A 22,936-nucleotide genomic window follows, 5' to 3' on the forward strand; every position below is an offset into this window, starting at 1 on the left:
CATGAATCCGCTTACACGTTTTAGGTGGAAATAAATTCCGCCAACAAATGCTTGACTCAAACGATTATAGCTAATCATTTGACATAGTATTCAGCATTTCATATAATTTAGACAATAACTCGAATATTTTCTCCTAAAGGGGAGTAGCTTTTACAGCAAAGTCGTCATTACAGAGTTTTGACTCTCGGCTTTGTTGGCAGCTTAACGTTGTTAGCAAGACCTTTATCTTATGTTTCATGGGGTAGAGGTCTTTATTTATGGCTTTTACCAATAGCGGTAAAAGCCTTTTTATATGAGATAGATAATCAAAAAGGGGAGGAATAAATGATGTTTTTTCATCCAATGGATTTTCTCATTCTGATAGCATTTGCAGTTTCAGTGTGGGCCCAGTTTAGAGTAAAAGGAAACTTTAATAAATGGTCACAGGTTGGGACGAGAGCAAAATTTAACCGGAGCTGACGTCGCAAGAAGGATTCTTGATCGGAACGGTCTTTATGACGTGCGGATTGAAGTCGTTCGGGGGACACTATCAGATCATTATGATCCGCGCAGCCGTGTCGTTCGTTTGTCCGAGCGCGTCTACTATGGAAACTCAATCGCTTCTGTATCCGTGGCCGCCCATGAGGTTGGTCATGCTATTCAACATAAAGAAGCTTATGGAGCTTTAGTTTTGCGCCATCGCATGTTTCCAGTTGTCAATTTAACTTCCGGTGCCGCTCCTTTTTTATTAATAGGTGGGTTTTTATTTCAAAATCTATCCTTAATTGGGCTCGGAATTCTCTTTTTCTCCGCAGTTGTAGCGTTCCAATTAATCACCCTTCCAGTTGAGTTCAACGCCAGCTCACGTGCGAAAACGCTGATGCTCGCAGAAGGAATGATTTATAACGATGAGGAACGCGGTGTGAATAAGGTGTTAAATGCTGCCGCTTTAACATATGTTGCAGCTGCTCTAATTTCACTGTTAGAGTTACTCAAATACGTGATGATCTTCTTCCAGGGACAGCGAGAGGAATAATCAAAGCAGCTGAGAAATACGGAGAATTTGAAATAAGAAAAATGAATGGGATATTTTTTCGAAAAATCGAAAACCAATCTACTATCAAGTGATCCGAACCTGTGCCTGCAACGATGTCATTAACAATCTATCATACTTACCCCTTCAAGCTTGTTTACTTGCCGCCTGAAGGGGTATTTTATTTGCAGAATGAAAAGGGGGCGATCTGGGTGAGGAAGAATTTAATCCAAGCTGTATCCCTGCTTTCAGGAATATGTCTGCTCCTGTTGCTGTTCGGCTTTGGCTTGACCATCCAAAATCCTGAAAAGGAGTCAGTTAGTATGGATATGCCGGAGGTAACCGCAGACGAGGATGGAAAACATATTTTAGCGATTGGAGACTCTCTGACACGAGGATTCGGCGATTCAAAAGGGCAGGGTTACACAGGCTATTTAATCGAACATCTGCAGGAAAGTTCAAATGATAAGATCACATTGCAAAACTTGGCGATAAGTGGATCGAGTACTGATCAATGGTTGGAACAAGTAAAACAAAAAAAGGTACAACGGCAGGTAGAGCAAGCAGATGTGATCCTTATGACAATCGGAGCCAATGATTTGTTCCAGGAAGGGAAAACAATAAATAACTTCAATACACAGACGGTGGATGAGTTAAGGAAGCAATATCTCGTTAATTTACAGGAAATCTTAACAGAGCTTAGAACACTGAATGCGCAAGCGCCAATTTTTTTCATTGGTTTATATAATCCGCTTATCGACACGAATAATGCTGATTTGATAACGCGTGTAGTCAGGCAATGGAATTTCGAAACAAGCCTATTGTTAGATAAATATCATAAAACTGTTTTTGTTCCAGTCTTCGATTTGTTTCAGTCAAATGTGAATGACTATTTATACAAAGATAAATTCCACCCGAATACAAAGGGCTATAAATTAATTGCAAAACGCATAACCCCACTAGTAGAAAAGGGAGCTTGATGATAAGTTAGTAGGCTGCGAAATCAATTAGCAGTAAAGAAGTCATCAAGGCAACAGACTATAAAGCAACATGGTTATCGATTGGATGATCAATATTTGAACGTGCACTGGAATTCAAGCCATTCCGTGCACGTTTTTTTTAGAATAAAAACGCCCGGCCAAATGAGCTTCTGGAAGTTTACAAGTTATTCGTTTGTCAGGGTTAAAATCCATAAAACAATGCATACTACAAAAAAAGCGAATTTGAAATCTGGAAATAAATCTTTCTGGTGAGGACGTAACTATGTTCTGGAAAAAGAAGAAACATCATGGAAATAACGACAAAAAAGGACCTCCATACAACCAGGATGCAAAGGTGACATTGGAAGCATTAAAACAAATGACTTCCAATATGGCTGATGCAGAAAACGTGCAACTCCAAACTGCAAATGCTCAAAAGGTTGAAACAGTATACATAAGGACGTTAATCGACCAGGAGCGCTTTAATGAATCGGTTGTTCAGCCTCTGAAGAGCTGTACCAGTGGATCGGTTGACCAGTGTATCTCAGCAGCAAAGGCAACAAAACTTAATACTTTGGATGAAGCGGCATCGCAGCTCATGGCGGGGAGCGTTTTGCTCCATGATCCTAAACAGAAACAGTGGTTGGCTGTCAAGCTGAAAAATCCATTGGGGCGTGCGATTGAAAGTTCAGAAACGGAAACGATATTATATGGACCGAAAGACAGCTTCAGTGAACAGTTTGAGCAAAATATTACCTTGATCCGGAGACGCCTGCCTTTAACTTCACTTAAGACTGAGAAATATATAGTCGGTACCCGCAGCAAAACGACTGTTGTCACTATGTATATAGAAGGCATCATCAATCCGAAAGTTCTGTCTATTGCCCGGGAAAAAGTCTCAAACGTTGATTACGACCTTATTCTTGAATCTTCTAACCTAGCCGTTTTTATGGAAGATCATGAACATTCGGTATTTCCGCAGTTTCAACAAACTGACCGGCCGGATATGTGTGCTTATTCATTGGGCGTAGGGAAATTGGTTATCTTGATCGGCAATACACCGTTTGCCCTGATTGCTCCAATTACATTTTTTCATCTGTTCCAGTCTCCGGAGGATTACATTCATAGATGGATCGTCGCCAGTTTTTTACGGTTAATCCGCTATGTAAGTTTTTTTCTTTCGATTACACTGATCCCGGTGTATGTAGCATTAAACACTCACCATTATCAGATGATTCCGCTGCAAATTCTTTTTGTGTTAATGGAATCGAGAAGCAAATTGCCGTTTTCGCCTTTTTGGGAAGCGGCTCTGATGCTGCTTACTCTCGAAATTATTAAAGAAGCAAGCCTGCGAATGCCGACAAAAACAGGCCAGACATTAGGTGTCATTGGCGGAATTGTGATCGGGCAGGCGGCAGTAGAAGCGGGTTTCGCCAGTAAAGTATTGATTGTATTAGTCGGAATATCCGCGATTGCTTCGTTTTTAGTTCCGAACTATCTTGTCAGTAAAGCAAATACAATTATCCAATTCATCTTTCTGTTCTTTTCGTATTTATTTGGGATTTTGGGGATTGCACTCGGACTAGTCTGCCTGCTTGCCCATTTAAATGCACTGACATCCCTAAAACAGCCGTATTTCGCACCGGTGGCTCCATTTTTTCTCGAGGATTGGAAAGACTTCCTCATTCGTGCCCCGTTAACCTGGTTAAAAACTCGGCCGGAACATTTACAACCTGTCCAAAAATGGCGTTACCGCCGAAGGAGATGATCAAGCGTGTCAACACTTTTGTATTCTGATAGAACAGCCACTTTTGGCACCAATTGGATTTTACCGGTAGTGAACCGCTTGCAAATGCTCTATTTTGTTTTAATCCTGCCCAGCAATCTGGTTAATTCTTATATGATCTGGGTAATCGCGGCGATTGGGGTTTTAGCACAGCTGAACCTTGTAATATTGTCCAGATGGCTGGCTTCTGATGTTGCAGCAAAAGGATTTCAAGGGTTTGTGCAGCTGTTTGGTGAACGGAAAATACGCGTGTTTGCATTCATAGGATTATTTTTGATTTTGCTTAAAATCATTGTTCTGACGATTGGCTACGTAGAGATTGTCCAACAATTTATTTTTCCGTCCGTTAAGAAAAATTGGCTTATTTTTATCATTTTTTTAACGGGCTGTTATGTAGCCTCCAAGGGGATGGAGAAGACGATCCGCTTTGGGATTGTTGTATTTATCTGTACGTTCTGGCTCATTTTTGCGTATATTCCCTTTTTCTTTGAACCAAATACAGCGCTCCATAATCTCTATCCTTTGATTCCAACAGATTCGCCAATTGAACCTTTGCAGGGCATATTAATGGTTTGGTCATGTTTGTCAGGTCCGGAATTTTTAGTTTGCCTGGTCCCCTGGTTAACGCCCGGCCAAAAAGTGCTGAAATATTTAACAGCAGCCAATATGATTACGATTGTTGAATATTTATTATTGTTCATCGCAAGCTCACTATTTTTCGGCACAAATTATTTGGGCCATGTCGAGTTTCCGGTTGTCAATCTGTTCCGCTACTTACAATGGCCCTTTTTTGAACGAATGGATGTCATTTTGATTGCGGTACATATTTTTTATTTTGTTTTTGCAATTTCTCTGTTTTTATTATGCTGTTACGGGGCTGTCCGGATTATGATCGGAAGAACTGATCAACCGACGACAAGAAAGGGATTTATATCTTGCTGTATCATGATTTTGATAGCTATGCTGACGATCAATACCTGGTTTTGGAAATCTCAAAATGGATTAAATATTTGGCAAACTCTTCAGGTTTTACTCGGTGCATTTACATTCTTGTTAATTCCGACATTCCTTCTCGTTGCTACAAAAGTAAAAGGGAGCCGTGCCTGAAGATGGGATTTTTCAAAAAAACACTATTCATATTCCCGCTTTTATGCGTTGGGATGATTGCGGGGTGCTCTCCATTTGTGGAAGACAATATAGTCGAGGAAATCGCACCTGTGACCTTTTTATCGATGACGAAGGGAGAGCAAGGAAAACTAAAGGTCAGTACATTGGTGCCGCCTGTAACCAAAGAAGAGAAGCACCTGTTATCTCTTGAAATCGATTTATTGAAACAAGGAAGAAAAAATTTTAATTCAAGATATTATCGTGAATTAAAGCTTGGCCAGCTGCGCGCGTTATTTTTCAGCCAGGAACTGGCCGAACAGGAAGTCCTGCCTATTATCAATACGATCCTTGCTGACCCGGATGTGTCACCGCGCCTGTATTTAGTGATTGTTAAAGGCAATTTTGATGAGTATTTAAAAAGTCAGATGAAAAAGCAGAAGGACCTTGATTATTTTCTTTATCGAATGTTAAAAAGATATGAAAGAGATAATCAAGGCGAATTCACGATTGTAAATGTTCATCAATTTTTGAAGGAAGCCAGATCTCCGTTTGTTGATCCGGTGCTGCCGGTCTTTAAGGCAGACAAAAAAGATTTAAAATATGAGGGAACCGGTTTTTTCCGGAATGACAAATTGGCTGGAATGGCTACATCAGAGGAAGAAGAGATTTTTCAACTGCTCGATGAAGATCGCTATATAAATGATCTGCCGATCTTACCTTTATCCGTTTCATTAGGGCACGTGCGCTCCCAAATTGATGTCCAATTCAGTAAAGATCATTCTTCAATGGATCTTATCGTTGATTTAAGGGGGAGAATAGATGAATATCGCGGCAGAAAAAACATACATAACGATTCCGATTTTAAAGAGCTAAACCGCGAGATTGAAAAATATCTTCAGAAAAACACAGTGGAATTAATAAAAAAAATGCAAGCGCTAAAGGTGGATCCTCTTGGAGTGGGAACCTTTTTACTGGAACCGTTTGACAAGCCAATGCCGGAAAAGAAATGGTTAGATCATTGGGAAAACATGAAAGTTGACGTGCGATACAATGTTTATATTGAACCGTTGACGATATAAGAATATATAAAACTGCTGCATATCATTCGGTTTAAAGTATTCCATTCACAAAATACCAAGAGCCAGCGGGTGGTGGCTATTGGTATTTTGGAAAGTATTTTTCAACCTTATAAACGTGTCTATGGAAAAACCCGAAAACGTTAGGAAATGAATGCTTTATCGAGGTTAAAAACCTTTCGCAACGCTACGTCAACACCATGGTTGTCGTTATCCCCGGTTACCCAATCAGCGTTCTCTTTCACACAATCCGGAGAATTGTTCATTGCAATCCCCACTCCTGATGCCGCCAGCATTTCAATGTCATTTGTGCCATTACCTATTGTAACAACCTCATTCGCAGAGATTCCCAATTGATTAATTAACGGCAAAATCCCCGTCCATTTTGAGCCTTGCGGAAACACCTCCAATCGATCTCCTTCATCAAAGCTCACAGCTTCGTCTATTTGCTTTTGAAAAACAGCACGCTGAAGCGGATCTGTATAGAGGACCAACCGGTGGGCATCGTGATTTGTATCTGCTATAACAGCGATCTCCGATTCAGGCAGCATATATTCTATTCCAAGCGGGGTGTGATTCGAGCGGGAAGAACGGTAGCTAAAATGGATATAAACCTCGTTTAAATCGTTTGTTTTCCTGCACAGATCATATGCCAGCCGGGCAGGAATTTTCACATCGTGAATAACCTTTTCCCCGGAAACAACGTATCCGCCATTATAAACTACATACATCGAGATGCCCAATTTTTCTCCGTGAATGATTGCGCCATCCAGAGATCTGCCTGTTGCCAGGGCAACTAAAACACCTCGTTGCTGAAGCTCCTGAATGGTCTTGATAAGATGTATATCCAGCTGGCCTTTAGAATCTAATATTGTTCCGTCAATATCTAAAAACACGATCCGGTACATAAAATTCCACCCTTTATCGAGTATTAGTTTTTTATATCAGTCTCAACACCTATAATAATATCATTGTACAATTTTTTGTATATAAAAAATGTTTTTGCAAAAAAGATATTGAAACCGTTTTCTACATGTGTTATGCTAACAGCATGAAAATACAAAAAAATGTACATTACTCAAAATGGTGATACAAATGAAGGAAAGCCTCTATTCGAAAAAAGGCATTATATTACAAAAGATAGCCGAAGAATTGCTGTTTATTGAAATTGATCAACGCTTGCCAAAGGTTGGTGATTTCGCCGAGAAATATCAGGTTGGCCGCGGTACGATACAGTCGGCATTAAAAAAATTGGAGGAAGAAAACTGCATACGCCTCGAACCAAGAGGCCATCTCGGTACATTTTTAAGAGCAAAGAATCTATCCAATTTATTGTTGTATGCCGGAGCAAACCAAATAACCGGGGTTATGCCGCTTCCGTATTCCAAAAAGTATGAGGGGCTGGCAACGGGTCTTACGTCAGAGCTCGAGCATTTGGGCCTTTCTCTAAATATCGCGTTCATGAGAGGATCTGAAATCCGGCTCGATGGGGTAAGACAAGGCAGATACGATTTCGCCCTTGTGTCAAAGTTCGCTGCTTTGGAGGAATTAAAAAGAGATAATAATCTGAAAATTGCTTTGCAATTTGGCGTAAAAACTTATGTTTCAGAACATGCTGTAATTTTTGCCAATGCAGAAAAAAGACAGCTTTCCGATGGAATGACGGTAGGGATCGACAGTTTTTCAGCAGACCAAAGAATTTTAACACAGGCTGAAGCAAACGGGTTGGAAATAGATTATCTGGAACTTAACTATATGCATCTGCTTCAACATTTAAAAGCAAATACGATAGATGCGATGATTTGGAATGTTGATGAAATTGACCCGGCGTCATTTCATATTCAACCGCTGTCTTCTCCGCTAGCGATTCAATATGAGAAGCAGATGAATGAAGCGGTTTGTGTGATTAAGAAAGATAATCAGAAAATGGAATACATCATTAATATGCTTTCGAAAGATAGAATAGTGGAGACCCAGGCGGATGTAGTCAAAGGGAATCTTATTCCTAAGTATTAATTTTTTCAGATGAAATATACAAAAAAATGTATTTGGGGGTGGTTGTCATCAACTTTCATTAATCAGTATAGATTAGCATACAGATATTTTTACGAGTAATATACAATTTTTAGTACATTGTGAAACAGGGGGAAGCAGCATGGATGCCACTTTAAAAGAAAGAATTGATCTATTGCATGACACAAACCAAATAAACGATGATATCTTTCATGAGTTACCAGGTATTTTTGAGAAAGTCGAAAAGTTCCTTGATGTGAAGCTTACCGAGGAAAATGCCGGGTCATTCGCCAGTCACATCTCTGTAGCTCTACAGAGAATATCTGAAAAGAAAGCGGTAACAGAGATAGCTGCTGAACTCGAAACTGTTATTGAGAAGAATCCGGACTTTTACGAGTTTGCCAAGAAACTATTGTCTGAGAGCAGTGGAGATGTTGACATCAATGCTGAAGCAGCATTTATCACATTATATTTTTGTTTATTAACAGGAAGGGAGAATGAATAATGTTAAGAATCGTAGTTGGAGGACTTAAAAAAGATGTGACTGAAAGAGCCGTAAAAGCAGCTGGTGGAGATAAGGTTCAAGTAACCGTTACTTCAGATTTTGAAGGCGCTAAAAAAGTAAAAGCCGGGGATGCAGATTATTATTTAGGTGCATGTAACAGCGGTGGCGGTGCAGCCCTCTCGGTTGCTATCGGAATTTTAGGATACGCTAATTGCTCGACTGTTGCCAAAAACGGTAAAAAGCCGAATGCTGAGGAAATTCAAAAATTAGTAAACGACGGAAAGATTGCTTTTGGTATGGCTGTTGAAGGTATTGAGGAAAGTGTGCCTGTAATTATAAACAGTTTGCTTAAAAAACACGGTCTTGAGTAGGAGGAACACGTATGGATATCTTGCAAAATACTTCATTTCTTGAAATCGCAGTAATCGTACTGCTGACTGCTTTGACTGCTTTGGCTTCACATTTGGGGAAAGCGGTATTCCATGATGGAATTCGCCCGATTTTACCTGAATTTTTGGAAGGCAGAATGAAGCGTACTGAACTCGCTTCAATCTCCTTTGGTTTAAGCATCGGATTTATTGTCTCTGTTGGACTGTCCTTTGCCGTCTCCTTTGAACTTTTAAACCCATGGCTACTTTTCCTGCCGACTGATATTTTAGGTGTTATGGCCACTAGATGGTGGGTAGCGGCAAGCCTCGGTGGTGTTTGGGGATTAATTGCTTTATTTGGACTTACTGGTGTGCAAGCGGTATTTACTTTATTGCCCGTCGATTTGCTTGGCGCCTTGGGTGAACTTTCAACACCGGTGCTTGTAGCCTTTACCGCATTCCCGATCATCGCGATTTTATATCAATTCGGATGGGTCAGAGCACTTATTTCAGGTATTTTCGTGCTAATCGTCCGTCAGCTTCTTCCACTTGTCGGCGGTATTTTCACTGATAAAGCAGAAGCAAGCGTAGAAAAAGCCAGCCAGTTGGCGAATGTTACGTTCCCAAAAGATGCTGATCTTGCAGCGAAAATCAATACGCTGAAAGAGGCAGGCGTAGATAATCCGCAGGTACAGGAATTAATCTCACAAGCTAGCAACAGTCTTTCGTTAGGTACAACTATCGGCGGATTTACGATGCAGATCGCTGTTTTGATGTTGGTTGGAATGATTCTATTAGTTAGCTTTGCCATTATAAAAGATATTAAAAACAAAGGGGAAGTAAGTGTTGACTCTGATGAGGAGAACATTTTTGACGCCCGCACAAAACGAATTTATAAAGGTATCCCTATTTTAGCAGGAATTGGCGCACTATTAGCGGTGGCAGCCAACTTGGGATTGATGACGGGTTCCGAGGTTTCAGGCCCGATCCTTCAACAAGCATGGGATGCTACAGGACAAGAGCAAAGAGATCTTTTACAAAGTGCCGCGATTGCAGATATTATTCGGGGGATCAGCTTCATCCCGTTAATTGTGACAACAGCACTGGCTACCGGTGTTTATGGGGTAGTCGGATTAACTTTTGTTTTCCCGATTGGTTATTTGTTGCCGAATCCAATTCTGGCAGCGATCGTCGGAGCAGTGTGGATTTGCCTTGAAATTGTCGCTCTTCGTGGAATTGGTCGTTTTCTACAACGCTTCCCATCATTACGGGAATCGTCCGACAATATCCGTTCATCGATGAATTCTATGATCGAGCTTGCATTGTTCATCGGTGGAGCCTTTGCGGCAATGAAGATGGCACCAGAAGCAGTTGGTTTATCACTGACGATTTATATTCTCTTATATGCTGCAAATGAAGGTCTTGGACGTCCGATTATGAAGCTTGCTGCCGGACCGGTAGCGATTATCTTAACGGGTATAGTTCTTAACTTGTTATATTTCCTTCAATTAATTTAAATTCACTGAAAGGTAGGGGCTCGGTTGCCCTACCTTTCATGTTAGGAGAGATTTCACATGAAAATCCAAACCGTAACTGGGCCGGTAGATCCTCAAGCGATTCATAAAACAATGATTCATGAACATCTTGTATTTGATCTTTCAGAGGTCAGGCAAGAAAAAGACCGTGATTCGAAGCTGGAAGACTCTCCTCAACTGGATCATGAAATCCAGCTGTTAATCGACTCAGGCTGCAATACGATCGTGGAAGTATCCAATATCGGAATGGGGAGAGATGCTGAAGCTTTAAGTGAAATAGCTCACAAGCATGATTTAAATATTGTTGCTTCTACCGGCTTCTATAAGGAATCTGTGTACCCATCCTTTGTGTTTGAAAAGTCGAAAGAAGAACTTGCAGAAATCATGATTCGTGAAGTTTTAGAAGGAATGGATGAAACAACTATCAGAGCCGGGTTAATTGCTGAAATCGGCAGCAGCTACGAGGAGATTACAAAAACGGAAGAGAAAGTTTTTCAAGCGTCGATTTTGGCCCATAAAACGACAGGTGCGCCGATTAGCACGCATTGTGAAATTGGGACCATGGGAAGAGATCAGCTGGACATATTCGAAAAACATCATGTAGACATGAACCGTGTATCATTTGGGCACCAGGATTTAAACGAAGCTGTCGAAGAACAACTGCTGCTTTTAAAAAGCGGTGCATATATCCAATTTGACACAATCGGCAAAAACAGTTACCGAAAAGATACAGATAAGGTCGATAACCTGCTGGTATTGATTGAACGCGGATACGAAGATCAATTAATGCTTTCGTGTGACATCACAAGAAAATCGCACTTAAAAGGGTATGGCGGTTATGGCTATAACCATCTGTTTGAAAATTTCATCCCGGCTCTTATTGAAAAGGGGATTACAAATGAAATTCTTGATAAAATGCTTGTTCACAATCCAAGAAAGTTTCTAGCATTCTTGTAGATCCTCAAATCTATCGATAAATAAATTTTCCAGGATGAGAAAGAAGGCCAAGCAATGTATGAACAATCAGTTTTGAGAGATATGACTTTTGAAGAAGCGAAGGAGCTTCAATTCCGGTTAATGGATGAAGTGACACGGGAATTCAGGAATAATGAGTTCTTTCATATTGGAGATGTTGGCCTTCATCCAGAACATAAGCGGCCGTTAATGACGGCACGGGTTGAAAATGTACTTGCTAAGACATTTCAGGCAGAAGCGTGCGCCTTAGTGCGCGGCAGTGGCACAGGAGCGATTCGCGTCATTCTCAGTGCTTTAGTTGAAGCAGGTGATCAGTGTATCGTCCATAGTGCCCCAATGTATACAACGACAAAAGAAACATTTCGCTTAATGGGATTAAAGCAAAACCGTGTTGACTTTAATGATCAGTCTGCTCTAATAGAGACGTTAAACAGTGATAAAGAGTCGAAGGTTTTTTACGCCCAGCATTCACGCCAACAACCGACTGACGACTATGACTTGCAAGATGTGATCGCACTTGTAAAAGAAAAACGGCCTGACTTACCGATTGTGGTGGATGACAATTATTGTGCGATGAAGATAAAAGAAATCGGTACCCAGCTTGGCGCTGATTTTTCAACCTTTTCCGGATTTAAGCTGTTAGGCCCTGAGGGAATTGGGATAATTTTAGGCGGAAAAGATGTAATCGAACGAATACACGAGCGAAATTATTCAGGCGGGGGACAGGTGCAAGGTTTTGAAGCACATGAGCTCCTGCGCAGCCTGGTTTTTGCCCCAGTCATGATCGCCATTCAAACCGGGCAGGTCGAGGAATTATGCCGCTCTTTAAATAATGGGGTAATAAAAGGAATAAAAGAAGCTTACATTACAAACTCGCAATCTAAGAACGTGATAGTTGAATTCGAACAACCGATCGCAGCCAAAGTGATTGAGCTTGCCTCCAAATATGGGGCAGCGACCTATCCAGTTGGGGCAGAGTCACGTTATGAATTAATTCCGATGATCTATCGGGTATCAGGAAGTTTTCTGGAAAGCAGACCTGAATTAAAGCAGCATGGGGCGCGAATCAACCCTATGAAATCTTCTGCAAATACAGTCATTAGAATTTTACAAAATGTAATGGAAGAACTATCAAGGGGGTAATAAGCCCATGTTTTTGGAAATGACGCTTAAACGAAATGAAGGGCTGATCAGATCTGCAGTTAAACTCCATCAGGAGGGAATCATCCCGGCGAATACGTATGTCATTGATCTGGATACGCTCGAGCATAATGTAAAAAAACTGAGTTTAACAGCAAGTGAACACGGCCTTAATCTCTATTATATGACGAAACAAATCGGCAGGAGTGCTTTTGCCGGCCAGGTGATTGAACAAAATGGAATTGAACGGGCTGTAGCAGTTGATATTGATGAAGCATTTGAATTAAAGAAGGGTAACTGCCGGATCGGAAATATTGGCCATATTGTCCAGCCAAGTAGATCCCAGTGGCCAGAAGTCCTCACAAAATTAAATCCGGAAGTGGTCACACTTTTTTCTGTTGAACGGGCCAGACAATTATCAGAGGCTGCAGTCAAATTAGGCAAGGTCCAGGATGTCATTCTCCGTGTCATTAAACCGGAAGACTTGGTGTACCCCGGACAATTTGGCGGATTTATATTGGACCAGTTGGATGGACAACTTGCTGATTTGCTGAAACTAAAAGGAATTCGCGTCATTGGGATCACGAGCTTTCCTGTCTTGCAGCTGAATGAAGAAAAAAACGACTTCGCTTTTACGTCCAATATCGAAACGATCGTGAAATCCCGAGAAGTATTAGAAAATAAAGGCATTGCTGTTACGCATGTCAATGCACCTAGCGCGACAAGCTGCCATACGATCCCAATGCTAAAAGATTACGGTGTTACACATGGCGAACCGGGACATGCCTTAACAGGAACGACGCCATTACATGCCTATCGAGAGGATTTACAGGAAATCCCGGGCATCGTTTATGCATCGGAAATATCCCATATGGATGAAAAGTACGCCTATACAATTGCGGGAGGATATTATGCCCGTTCTAATATGGAGGGTGCATTATACGGGAGTAATGGATCAGCTATCATATCGCAGCGAACAACGGTCGATTGTGTATCACCTGAAAACATTGATTACTATGGCTGCCTGGAGCGGAAAAATAATATGAACGTTGGGGATTCCGTCATTCAATCGTTTCGGACACAAATATTTGTGACAAGAGCGCATGTTGCATATGTCAGAAACGTGAATTCCGAAAATCCCGAGCTCGTTTTTTTCCAAAGAAGGGGGATGTAAGAAATGCGAAAAATCACATTACTCGTTTTAGATGGATTTGGTGTTGGTGCCATGGAGGATTGTATAGAAGTAAAACCAGAAGACGTAAACGCCAATACTTATAAACACATAAGAGAAACTGTAGATTTAAATATTCCTACGTTAATTGAGCTTGGGTTAGGCAAAATTGCCGATGATATCGGGACACCAACGGCTGCGTATGGAAAAAGCAACCTGGCCCATCCAGGGGCTGATACCTTTATGGGGCATCAGGAATTAATGGGAAGCAAGCCGGGAGTCTCGAACAAACGGTTAATGAAGGACGTAGGACCGCAAATTAAACGTGCTTTGGAATTACAAGGCTACGAAGTGGTCTATCCCATTGCCGGAGTGACGGTTTTGCTTGTCAATAACGCTGCTGTCATTGGAGACAACCTTGAATCACAAGTTGGCAACATTATTAATGTAGTCGGAGACTTGAATCAACTATCTTTTGAAGAACTGACGAAAATCGGAAAAATAGTCAGGGAAAATGTCGATACAAGCAGGGTGATTGTCTTTGGCAATAAAAAGAGCAATATAGAAACGATTCTTTCAGTTGTGAAGAACAAAAATGATGTACAATGGGGAGTCGACAGCCCAAAAGCAAATGTTTATGGCGAGGGCTATCATGTCCTTCATTTAGGTTACGGAGTTGATTTTGAGAAACAATTTGCCTATATGGCGGAAACGAACAATATTCCTGTCTACCGAATCGGCAAAACGGCTGATGTGATTCAGGCAAATGGATATAAGGACCCGGTCGTAAATACAAAAGATGTTCTTGAAACGTATCGCGAACTTTACCGCAAAAGCGAAGAAAACGCAGTATTTTTGGTAAATGTTCAAGAAACAGATTTGGCCGGGCATAAAGAAGACAGCCAGTGGTATAAAGAAGTATTGGAAGAGTCTGACCAGTTTTTAGCTTCTTTTATTCCTGAATTAGCGGAAGAGGACATTCTTATTATTACCGCTGATCACGGAAACGACCCGACGATAGGCCACTCCAATCATACACGCGAACAAACTCCGATTTTAATCGTTGGCCAAAAGGTAAAGCCTGTTTCAATTGGAACAAGGGAAACAATGGCGGATATCGCGGCAACGATGGCGGAATTCACGGGTGTCGATAAGCCTGAGTTCGGTACAAGCTTTTTAAACGAAATCATCTAATATTTTAAAAATTTATAAGGTTCCGTACATGCCTTTTAACGAGAGGAATGAGAAGATGAGGCTTGTTAAAGTTAGAAGTCATGAAGAAATGAGTGAATTTGTAGCCCGGCATATACTTGAAAAAGTAAAGTCCAATTCAAAAGTATTACTTGGTCTTGCGACGGGCGGTACGCCAGTCAGGACATACGAATTGTTAATTGAAGATTACCGAAAGAATCACACATCATATGAGCATGTGTTCACGTACAATTTGGACGAATATGCGGGGATTGCAGCAGATCATCCGAATAGTTACCGTTATTTTATGTTCGAGCATCTGTTCAATCATATTAATATTCCGAACGAAAATGTTCATATACCTAGAGGTACTGCAAGCGATATTAAAAAAGAAGCGAAGCGCTATGAAAAACTGATTGACAGCATCGGTGGCGTGGATTTACAAATTCTCGGGATTGGCGGGAACGGGCATATCGGGTTCAATGAACCAGGAACCCCCTTCGATACGAGGACACATATTGTCGAATTGACGGAATCAACAAGAAAAGCAAACTCGCGTTATTTTGATGATTATTCCGAAGTGCCAACACATGCGATCACCATGGGAATAGCGACGATTTTAAAAAGCAAAGAAATATTGCTTCTTGCATCAGGAGAACAAAAAGCTGACGCAATATACCGGATGTTTGAAGGTGTGGTAGGCACTGACTGCCCCGCTTCCGTGTTAAGAAATCACCAAAATGTCATTGTCGTTGCTGATGACAAAGCGGTTTCGAAGCTTGAGAAAGTAATAAATATTGGTTAAAACCGATTTCCAACTATCTGGATGTAATCGGTGTTCACGGCCCCTTTCGAAAATTTTACGGAAACCGTAATCCAAACGTAAGGGTTACGGTTTCTATTTTTACCTTTTAACAAGTTGCTCAGGCTAACCTGCAAAAAATTTTCTTTACGAATTGTCTGAATATTGATATATTCAACATACAGGATATAGTATATTACGGCTAGGAGTAAAAAAAGATGTGGGAAATTTTGTATTCTAAAAACGGTTTAGCTACAAAAAATATAGCATTAGAACTGCTTGCCATTGAAAACGGCCAAAAAATCCCGACGGTTTCCGACTTTTGTGAAAGGCTTAATTTGGGGAGAGGAACGGTCCAAGGATCGATAAAATTGTTGGAAATGCTGGGTGCGATCGAACTGGAAGCGAGAGGCCATCTGGGCACTTTTTTATTAAATAAAGATGTAAGCGTTTTACTGGATATATCAGGTACAGGTCCGTTGGTCGGAGTAATGCCTTTGCCATATTCCAAAAAATATGAAGGGCTTGCGACAGGAATTGTTGATGGATTCGAGCGCTTAAACAAACGGATCAGTCTGGCTTACATGCGGGGAGCCAGCAATCGCTTAGAAGCACTCAAAAGCAGGCGTTATGATTTTGCGATTGTTTCCCGATTGGCGGCTGAAGAGGGGATTAAGCTACATAAAGGATTGGAGATTGTTAAGTCATTTGGTTTAGGGTCCTATGTTTCAAAACATAAGGTGTTTCTGGCAAATCCCGCAAAAAAAAGAATAGAATCCGGCATGAGGATTGGAATTGATCGCTCGTCACCTGATCAAGCAACAGTCACCCTTCTTGAGTGCCAGGGACTTGATGTGGAATTTGTTGATGTAAATTATATGCAGCTTTTTCAAATGTTAAAAGAAAACCAAATAGATGCTGCAGTTTGGAATATAGACGAGATTCGCTCTGTAGAAACCTTTAATGCAGTGGATTTTCAATCAGAAGAAGCTAAAAGATTAACATTAGACACATCAGAAGCCACTATTGTCGTTGACAGCAGCCGAACAGAAGTAATAAAACAAATCACCCTGCTTGATGCGGAAATTGTCTTAAAGGCTCAACGGATGGTAGAGTCGGGAGAAAGGTTTCCTCAATATTAAATTAGTAACTGAGTAAATTTCACAATATATTAATCTAAACCGAAAAACGGAATAAATTGTCTTTAATAAACCAGGAAGATTCCACATGAAACGAATGAATTTGTCTTAATTTTAAATAATTGTTCGTTTTTTAATTAAAGATATGTTTTATGAAATTTATTAAACTATCTACTTACTAGCTTTTTTCCCAAAAATCGAACGAAATATTTTCGAGGTGTGAAAAGGGGCTGGAAGTTTACTGGTTAATAATACTAAATACTGTATATTGGAGGTTCGCAATGATTAAAGAAGAACTCGATGAGAGGCTAAAGGTACTTCAATTATCAGAAACAATCACAAACACGGCGGCTATTGTAACTAAAAATGCTTTTGAACATTTGACGTCGACATTGAAACGGGAACAAGTCTTGCAAGGAGAGATGCTTTTTACCCATCTGCCAATGGCACTGACAAGATTGGCACGAGGAGAAAAAATCGAACAACCACCAGAGGCAGTTGTGAATGAAGCATTAAGTTCGGGATTTAAAGAAAAGACAAACAATGAAATTTTTAATATCGAGCAGCAGTGGGGATCAGGATTGCCGGAAGCGGAAAAAGATTATTTATATATCCATTATAGCTTAATATTCCAGTTAAATTCAGGAGGTGAAGCTAAATGAAATAAGCCAAGTATGTAACATTGAGGGAACTTAACAGAATTTTACGTGATTAAAAAGGAGTGAGTTTGATGACCAAGTTTGCAATCGGGGGCCAATTAAACAAAGCAGAGATAAAAGAAATTATTGAAAGAGAAGGAGGACCAAATATGAGCGCTGATATTTTTAGTGATACAGAAGCAGCGCTGAAAGTGAAAACAGGAGAATATGATTATTATGTCGGCGCATGTCAGAGCGGGGCTGGGGGAGCCCTTGGAATGGCTTATGGACTATTAGGTATGAATAAATGTGCAACGATAGCCATGGCTGGCAGGGCACCGAAAGAAGAGCGGGTTAAAGAGGTTATCGGTAAAGGAGCAAAGGCGTTTGGATTTACAGGTGATCAAGTAGAAGCTTCTGTTTCAATGATTGTGAAGCTATTAAAAGAAAAATAGAATCTACTTTTTATTTTAGGGGGTTAGGAGATGGAATTGATAGAGATTATTAAAGTCGTAGTGTTTGCTGTTATGGGGGGATATGCCACTTACTTAGCTAATCGCGCAATTGCCGTTTATCATGATGGACTGAGACCGATCATGCCTGAATATTTAAATGGAAATATGACCAGACGTGAGTTGGGCGGGATCTCATTTGCTATTAGCATTGGATTTATCACTGGTTTTGCGATGCCAATTACAATAGCAAGCGGGATTATCGTTATTCACATTGTCCTGCTTTCAGCCGATATCATCGGAACATTTTTTAAAAATACCACGCTTGCTGTCGTTATTGGTGTCGTCTATGGGGCAGTTGTACCCCTTACATTGGATGCGATCATCAAAGGTTTCGGATATTTACCAGTAAACTTTTTAGATGCATTGGCTTCTGTAGGCGATCCAATTATTTATGCATTTGTTGCATTTCCAGCTGTTGCAGTAGGTTACCAGTTTGGAAAAATAAAAGGTCTCATTACATTTTTACTTTCCTCATTAGGGTGGGTTATCACCGAAAGAATAAATCCTATTAATATATCAGGGAATGAAGTTGCTTTAAGTACTCAGGGAATTGCTATGTTGGTAGGTATGATTTGCTTAATTCTGTATGCGTCCCGTAATAAAACAAGAGCGGAAGACGTTGGTGAAGGTCTATTTACTGAAAATGTGAAACGGATTAGAAAAAACATTTACTTCTTATTGCCAATGGGTGCAATTCTTGCGATTGCGGCCAATTATCATTGGATAGCGGGTGAACCGATTGCAGCGGCTTTGCTGGGCGAAGGCGAGATCATGTCTGCCGCTCTGGTAGCTTTTATCCAAGCACTTGCTTTTATGCCCTTAATTATTACAACGGCACTAGTAAGTGGTGTTTATGCGACGAACGGATGGTGTGACTGGTTAATTGGTATCGGTTATGTATCGGCCAATCCATTAATGGCCGGGGTATTAGGGGCCGGAGCTATGGGTGCCGAAATTTTAAGCCTGGGGAAAATAGGAAGCTTTTTAAATAAATTTCCTGCCTTAAAGTTATCAGGCGATAATATTAGAACGGCTATGCTACAAATTCTCGAGATTGCATTATTAGTAGGCGGTATAAATGCTGCAAATCTAATATGGCCGGGTACTGGAATGTTTATGGTTGTTGCTCTTTACATTTTGAATGAAATTGCGGGCAAACCTGTTATTCGTTTAGCTGCTGGACCAATTGCCGCAATTATCGTAGGAATCCTGGCAAATATCCTGGCATTAGTCGGATTGTACACCATTTAGTGATTTGGATATCTTTTCAGAATTTAAGGCAGGCAACGACTTTTTATTATGTTGGGAGTGGTATTTCTTGAATTCAGCACTTTTAAAAACCATGAATATCGATGCAGCAAAGAAAAAACAATTTGAGCTAACGAAAGCAATTGCTGAGGAGTTCACCGGCAATGAATTTTTTAACCAGGGTGATCTGGGCGTCGTTCCCGGTATAGGAAAGCCAAATCAAACAAAAAAAGTAGAGAGTGTACTGGCGGAATTTTTTGGCGTACAGGCTTGTGTGTTGATTAGAGGGGCAGGAACTGGAGCTATTCGGTACACACTATCGGCTCTCCTCGATCCGGGTGATAAATTGTTCATGCATAGCAGCCCTATGTATACAACCACAAAGGAAACCGTTCGGATACTAGGATTGAATCCGGTTTTTGTGAATTTCAATGATACTGAAGCAGTAGAGCAGGCTATAATTGAGCACAAAGATTGTAAAGTTTTTTACGCTCAGCATTCACGGCAAATGCCTGATGATATATATAACTTATCTTCCTTGATCCGGGAAGTGAAGAAAATCAGGCCTGATCTTCCTGTTGTAGTTGATGATAATTATACCGTTTTTAAGGTTCCAGAAATTGGGGTGGAATTGGGTGCCTCGTATTCTTGTTTCTCTGGCTTTAAGTTGTTAGGACCTCCGGGAATTGGAGTAATCGTTGGGGAAGAAAAAGCAATCCACACAATCGTTGAACGGAATTATTCCGGTGGTGGGCAAGTTCAGGGATATGAGGCAATGGAGCTTCTTCGGTCGCTTGTCCTTACCCCTGTAACGATGGCTGTACAAAATGAGGAAACCCACCGTTTAACCGAGTTATTAAATGACGGGGTCGTCCCGCAAGTTAAACAGGCGCAGGTTGCCAATGCCCAAGAAAAAAATGTCATTGTTGAGTTTAAAACTGCCATTGCACAACAAGTTATAGCAGAAAGTGAAAAGTACGGTGCTGCTATTTACCCTGTTGGGGCAGAGTCACGTTTTGAAGTGCTCCCGATGATTTATCGCGTATCCGGTTCATTTCTGGAAGCTAATCCAAGTTTCATCAAAACGGGTATTAGGATAAACCTTATGCGCAGCGGCGCAGACCTGGCCATTGATATATTAAAACGTGCGATTGCTGACATAAAAGATATCTGAGAACTGATGGTACGACAATTGAGGAGCTGAGTGATGGGAACGGTTCATGTTATTTTTCAAAAAGAAATGGTTGATCCCGAGCTAATGGAGGGGCACATTGCTGTCGTTATTGATGTCCTGTTAGCGACGACGACAATTGCTGCTGCTCTGGAGTATGGAGCAAAAGAAGTAGTTCCTGTTAGAGATAGTATCCATGGATTGGAAGCAGCAAGAATACTTCCGGACAACAGCTTTATTTTAGCTGGAGAACTTGAAGGACGGATCATTGATGGCTTTTTGCCTCCATGGCCAACTTCGCTTAAAAACCATGTGGAAGGGAAAACACTTATCCTGTCTACATCCAATGGAACAGTAGCAATTAACAAAGCTATGAAAGCAAAAAAAATATACACATCCTCCATGGTAAATGGTGCACACGTTGCAAGCCATATTAAAAGGATAGACCGGGGAGAAGATATTATTGTTGTATGTTCCGGCTCTGATGGATCCTTTAGTATGGAAGACTTTTTAGGTGCCGGGTATTTTCTCGACAGTTTAATAGGTGAAAATAGTGAAGATTATATGATGACAGATGCTGCCAAAACAGCACTATTGTTTTACCGGAAGCATGCAGAAAACTATGACGGATTTTTATATGAATCCGTTGTAGGCAAAGAACTTGAAGAATATGGGCTGGGGAATGAGGTGCAATTTGCCTCCGAACTTAATGTATTTTCAGTTGTCCCTCAATTTTTCGGGAATAAGCTTATTGATATTGAACACAAAACATAATGAATAAACTTTTTTAGACTGCTACCTGCTGGATGATGGTTGCTTTATACATTTTAATCTGGATATTTTAAAAACTAAAATAAGCTCAGTGCTAATATAATCTGGGCTTTTTTTAGTTGCTGATTCCGATGGCATTAACATACTGTAGCGTAGTAGTATAGGTGCTTCCCCGGAAAGAAAGTTCTATATTTGTGTTAAAATAAATTTGTCAATTGTATTTTAGGGTACACTTTAAAACTTTCTTGGAGATTAAAATGCCTTTTTAACCAAAAGGAACGAGGTGGCATCGACAAATGAACTCTGATGTAAAATTTGATTTTCATACCCATCACCACCGCTGTGGCCATGCGCGCGGAGAAATCCGCGATTACATTGAAGCAGCGATTAAAAACGGGCTGGACATCATCGGTATTTCCGATCACTCTCCGCATTTTGCAAGTGAAGAAGATCAACCTTTTCCGCTCATCACGATGGGCAAAAGTCATTTTCCTGAATACATAGCAGAGGTTCTTCAGTTAAAAGAAGAGTATAAAGGGAAGATTGAAGTTCTGCTTGGTGTTGAATCCGATTTTTTTCCGGAGCACGCAGAAGTTTATCGCCGTAATTATGAAAGTTATCCTTTCGATTACGTGATTGGTTCGGTACATTATGTTGATGGCATCAACATATTTAAAAAAGATAGATGGGAAGGTCTTTCAAATAAACAAAAATTAGTAACAAAGGAAACGTATTACGATCTTATCGATCAATCGGCCCGGAGCGGGATGTTTCAAATTCTCGGTCATATTGATGCCATGAAGGGCTTTTACCCTGAGTTTTCGTCCATTCAAACGGAAGCACTTGAACGTACATTAAAGGTCATTGGCGAATATGACATTGCCATAGAGATTAATACGTCAGGTAACACGAAGTACTGTGGCGGCTGGTATCCCGCAGATGATATTCTTGAGATGGCCTTGTCTTATGGAGTTAAGGTTACTTTCGGTTCTGACGCGCATGATCCGGAACGCGTCGGTGAAGATTTTGAAGCGGTCAGACAGCGCCTCAAGGAAATTGGTTTTCAGGAATGGGTATATTTTAAGGAGAAGCAGAGGTTTTCTGTACCTATATAGTGAAAAGGCGGGGAGTATATGTTCGAAATAAAACAGTATCAAGATGAAAAATACAAAATTTACGAACTGACCGATTCATCAGCCAATTCATGGCTAAAGATCGCACCTGAACGCGGCGGAATCATTATCGGATTTGGCGTTCAAGGTGAAGAACTATTGTTCTTGAATAAAAAAACATTTTATGACGCAGATGCGAACATTAGAGGCGGAATCCCAATCCTGTTCCCGATATCCGGTCAATTGCAAAATGGGGAATACATGTGGAACGATCAAGTGTACAAGATGAAAAACCATGGGTTTGCAAGAAATCAACCATGGGAAGTTATCGGCACTAGTGTGGATGGAGAAGCGTCGATCACGTTGAGTTTGGAAAGCAATGATGAGATGAAAAAGTCTTATCCTTTTGACTTTGAAGTGATTTTTACATACGTGTTGAAAGATGGCACTTTAACGATCAACCAGGAATATGTCAATCGATCCGATTCCGCAATGCCGCTCTATGCCGGATTCCACCCGTATTTCAAGACAGCCGATAAAAATATTAGTTACGACACGGATGCGCAAACCTATTTGGACTATAATGATTTACAATTAAAACAAGTAAATAACGGCCTGGGTTTGAGTCAAGCATTTGTTGGCGGAATTTATTTCCACCTAAAACGTGTAAGCGGATTCATG

22 protein-coding genes and 1 pseudogene are annotated in these 22,936 nt (G+C 40.7%); 22 read left to right on the forward strand and 1 reads right to left on the reverse strand.

Translation table 11 applies throughout. The features are described from left to right. The first annotated feature begins 327 nt into the window (after nt 1–327). The 5 genes and pseudogenes from CVD23_RS20590 (at nt 328) to CVD23_RS20610 (ending at nt 5,964) form a co-directional block, all read left to right on the forward strand. Nucleotides 328–1,015 (forward strand): annotated as a pseudogene (locus CVD23_RS20590) (zinc metallopeptidase). A 209-nt stretch (nt 1,016–1,224) separates the two neighbouring features. Next, a complete protein-coding gene (locus CVD23_RS20595; RefSeq protein WP_180955745.1) occupies nt 1,225–1,992 on the forward strand; it encodes a GDSL-type esterase/lipase family protein in 768 nt (255 codons plus the stop codon). A 283-nt stretch (nt 1,993–2,275) separates the two neighbouring features. Beyond that, entirely contained in the window at nt 2,276–3,760 is a 1,485-nt protein-coding gene (locus tag CVD23_RS20600; protein WP_101667034.1) for a spore germination protein, read from the forward strand. A gap of 6 nt (nt 3,761–3,766) precedes the next feature. After that, complete coding sequence (locus CVD23_RS20605) at nt 3,767–4,885, forward strand: GerAB/ArcD/ProY family transporter (RefSeq protein WP_257988618.1); 1,119 nt, start codon at nt 3,767–3,769, stop codon at nt 4,883–4,885. A gap of 2 nt (nt 4,886–4,887) precedes the next feature. Then, entirely contained in the window at nt 4,888–5,964 is a 1,077-nt protein-coding gene (locus tag CVD23_RS20610; protein ID WP_101667035.1) for a Ger(x)C family spore germination protein, read from the forward strand. Nucleotides 5,965–6,104: 140 nt separating this feature from the next. Here the strand turns inward: CVD23_RS20610 and CVD23_RS20615 are convergent, their stop codons facing one another. Next, a complete protein-coding gene (locus CVD23_RS20615) occupies nt 6,105–6,869 on the reverse strand; it encodes an HAD family hydrolase (RefSeq protein ID WP_101577375.1) in 765 nt (254 codons plus the stop codon). Nucleotides 6,870–7,056: 187 nt separating this feature from the next. Between CVD23_RS20615 and yhfZ (CVD23_RS20620) the strand changes: the two genes are divergently transcribed. The 17 genes from yhfZ (CVD23_RS20620) to CVD23_RS20700 form a co-directional block, all read left to right on the forward strand. Further along, nucleotides 7,057–7,977, forward strand: a complete 921-nt coding sequence (yhfZ, locus tag CVD23_RS20620; protein ID WP_101577374.1) for a GntR family transcriptional regulator YhfZ — start codon at nt 7,057–7,059, stop codon at nt 7,975–7,977. A 139-nt stretch (nt 7,978–8,116) separates the two neighbouring features. Continuing rightward, nucleotides 8,117–8,479 carry a PRD domain-containing protein gene (locus CVD23_RS20625; protein WP_101577373.1) on the forward strand — a complete coding sequence of 121 codons (363 nt, stop codon included), beginning with the start codon at nt 8,117–8,119 and terminating at the stop codon, nt 8,477–8,479. Beyond that, nucleotides 8,479–8,850 (forward strand): DUF2620 domain-containing protein, encoded by a 372-nt coding sequence (locus tag CVD23_RS20630; RefSeq protein WP_101577372.1) that lies wholly within the window; start codon nt 8,479–8,481, stop codon nt 8,848–8,850. Before CVD23_RS20625 ends, CVD23_RS20630 begins: the two co-directional genes overlap by 1 nt. An 11-nt stretch (nt 8,851–8,861) precedes the next feature. After that, nucleotides 8,862–10,364, forward strand: coding sequence for a YhfT family protein (locus tag CVD23_RS20635; protein ID WP_101577371.1), 1,503 nt, complete (start codon nt 8,862–8,864; stop codon nt 10,362–10,364). A 57-nt stretch (nt 10,365–10,421) separates the two neighbouring features. Then, nucleotides 10,422–11,339: a phosphotriesterase family protein gene (locus CVD23_RS20640; protein ID WP_101577370.1), complete on the forward strand. Its 918-nt coding sequence runs from the start codon at nt 10,422–10,424 to the stop codon at nt 11,337–11,339. A gap of 54 nt (nt 11,340–11,393) precedes the next feature. Continuing rightward, a complete protein-coding gene (locus CVD23_RS20645) occupies nt 11,394–12,500 on the forward strand; it encodes an aminotransferase class V-fold PLP-dependent enzyme (RefSeq protein ID WP_101667036.1) in 1,107 nt (368 codons plus the stop codon). Nucleotides 12,501–12,507: 7 nt separating this feature from the next. Beyond that, nucleotides 12,508–13,671, forward strand: coding sequence for a YhfX family PLP-dependent enzyme (locus CVD23_RS20650; RefSeq protein ID WP_101577368.1), 1,164 nt, complete (start codon nt 12,508–12,510; stop codon nt 13,669–13,671). A gap of 3 nt (nt 13,672–13,674) precedes the next feature. Further along, entirely contained in the window at nt 13,675–14,862 is a 1,188-nt protein-coding gene (locus tag CVD23_RS20655; RefSeq protein WP_101577367.1) for a phosphopentomutase, read from the forward strand. Nucleotides 14,863–14,917: 55 nt separating this feature from the next. Beyond that, a complete protein-coding gene (gene nagB, locus CVD23_RS20660; protein WP_101667037.1) occupies nt 14,918–15,664 on the forward strand; it encodes a glucosamine-6-phosphate deaminase in 747 nt (248 codons plus the stop codon). 215 nt (nt 15,665–15,879) lie between these two features. Next, complete coding sequence (yhfZ, locus tag CVD23_RS20665) at nt 15,880–16,803, forward strand: GntR family transcriptional regulator YhfZ (RefSeq protein WP_101667038.1); 924 nt, start codon at nt 15,880–15,882, stop codon at nt 16,801–16,803. A 278-nt stretch (nt 16,804–17,081) separates the two neighbouring features. Then, nucleotides 17,082–17,462, forward strand: a complete 381-nt coding sequence (locus tag CVD23_RS20670; RefSeq protein ID WP_101667039.1) for a PRD domain-containing protein — start codon at nt 17,082–17,084, stop codon at nt 17,460–17,462. 68 nt (nt 17,463–17,530) lie between these two features. Then, on the forward strand, nt 17,531–17,893 hold the full coding sequence (locus CVD23_RS20675) for a DUF2620 domain-containing protein (protein WP_101667040.1): 363 nt from the start codon (nt 17,531–17,533) through the stop codon (nt 17,891–17,893). Nucleotides 17,894–17,923: 30 nt separating this feature from the next. After that, nucleotides 17,924–19,204, forward strand: a complete 1,281-nt coding sequence (locus CVD23_RS20680) for a YhfT family protein (protein ID WP_101667041.1) — start codon at nt 17,924–17,926, stop codon at nt 19,202–19,204. Between the two features lie 67 nt (nt 19,205–19,271). After that, complete coding sequence (locus CVD23_RS20685) at nt 19,272–20,375, forward strand: aminotransferase class V-fold PLP-dependent enzyme (RefSeq protein ID WP_257988619.1); 1,104 nt, start codon at nt 19,272–19,274, stop codon at nt 20,373–20,375. Between the two features lie 33 nt (nt 20,376–20,408). After that, complete coding sequence (locus CVD23_RS20690) at nt 20,409–21,146, forward strand: 2-phosphosulfolactate phosphatase (protein WP_101667042.1); 738 nt, start codon at nt 20,409–20,411, stop codon at nt 21,144–21,146. Nucleotides 21,147–21,439: 293 nt separating this feature from the next. Next, nucleotides 21,440–22,258, forward strand: a complete 819-nt coding sequence (locus CVD23_RS20695; RefSeq protein WP_101667043.1) for a histidinol-phosphatase — start codon at nt 21,440–21,442, stop codon at nt 22,256–22,258. A gap of 18 nt (nt 22,259–22,276) precedes the next feature. After that, nucleotides 22,277–22,936 (forward strand): aldose epimerase family protein (locus tag CVD23_RS20700; protein WP_101667044.1); only part of this gene is annotated, 660 nt, incomplete at its 3' end.

The sequence above is a fragment of the Bacillus sp. V33-4 genome (assembly GCF_002860225.1).
Classification (GTDB): domain Bacteria; phylum Bacillota; class Bacilli; order Bacillales; family Cytobacillaceae; genus Bacillus_BJ; species Bacillus_BJ canaveralius.

What these genes read in the sequence shown, in the direction of transcription:
- CVD23_RS20640 (WP_101577370.1), top strand. Translation starts at nt 10,422, where the DNA reads ATGAAAATCCAAACCGTAACTGGGCCGGTAGATCCTCAAGCGATTCAT.
- CVD23_RS20600 (WP_101667034.1), top strand. Translation starts at nt 2,276, where the DNA reads ATGTTCTGGAAAAAGAAGAAACATCATGGAAATAACGACAAAAAAGGA.
- CVD23_RS20645 (WP_101667036.1), top strand. Translation starts at nt 11,394, where the DNA reads ATGTATGAACAATCAGTTTTGAGAGATATGACTTTTGAAGAAGCGAAG.
- yhfZ (WP_101667038.1), top strand. Translation starts at nt 15,880, where the DNA reads ATGTGGGAAATTTTGTATTCTAAAAACGGTTTAGCTACAAAAAATATA.
- yhfZ (WP_101577374.1), top strand. Translation starts at nt 7,057, where the DNA reads ATGAAGGAAAGCCTCTATTCGAAAAAAGGCATTATATTACAAAAGATA.
- CVD23_RS20635 (WP_101577371.1), top strand. Translation starts at nt 8,862, where the DNA reads ATGGATATCTTGCAAAATACTTCATTTCTTGAAATCGCAGTAATCGTA.
- nagB (WP_101667037.1), top strand. Translation starts at nt 14,918, where the DNA reads ATGAGGCTTGTTAAAGTTAGAAGTCATGAAGAAATGAGTGAATTTGTA.
- CVD23_RS20655 (WP_101577367.1), top strand. Translation starts at nt 13,675, where the DNA reads ATGCGAAAAATCACATTACTCGTTTTAGATGGATTTGGTGTTGGTGCC.
- CVD23_RS20680 (WP_101667041.1), top strand. Translation starts at nt 17,924, where the DNA reads ATGGAATTGATAGAGATTATTAAAGTCGTAGTGTTTGCTGTTATGGGG.
- CVD23_RS20690 (WP_101667042.1), top strand. Translation starts at nt 20,409, where the DNA reads ATGGGAACGGTTCATGTTATTTTTCAAAAAGAAATGGTTGATCCCGAG.
- CVD23_RS20630 (WP_101577372.1), top strand. Translation starts at nt 8,479, where the DNA reads ATGTTAAGAATCGTAGTTGGAGGACTTAAAAAAGATGTGACTGAAAGA.
- CVD23_RS20695 (WP_101667043.1), top strand. Translation starts at nt 21,440, where the DNA reads ATGAACTCTGATGTAAAATTTGATTTTCATACCCATCACCACCGCTGT.
- CVD23_RS20625 (WP_101577373.1), top strand. Translation starts at nt 8,117, where the DNA reads ATGGATGCCACTTTAAAAGAAAGAATTGATCTATTGCATGACACAAAC.
- CVD23_RS20610 (WP_101667035.1), top strand. Translation starts at nt 4,888, where the DNA reads ATGGGATTTTTCAAAAAAACACTATTCATATTCCCGCTTTTATGCGTT.
- CVD23_RS20670 (WP_101667039.1), top strand. Translation starts at nt 17,082, where the DNA reads ATGATTAAAGAAGAACTCGATGAGAGGCTAAAGGTACTTCAATTATCA.
- CVD23_RS20615 (WP_101577375.1), bottom strand. Translation starts at nt 6,869, where the DNA reads ATGTACCGGATCGTGTTTTTAGATATTGACGGAACAATATTAGATTCT.
- CVD23_RS20675 (WP_101667040.1), top strand. Translation starts at nt 17,531, where the DNA reads ATGACCAAGTTTGCAATCGGGGGCCAATTAAACAAAGCAGAGATAAAA.
- CVD23_RS20650 (WP_101577368.1), top strand. Translation starts at nt 12,508, where the DNA reads ATGTTTTTGGAAATGACGCTTAAACGAAATGAAGGGCTGATCAGATCT.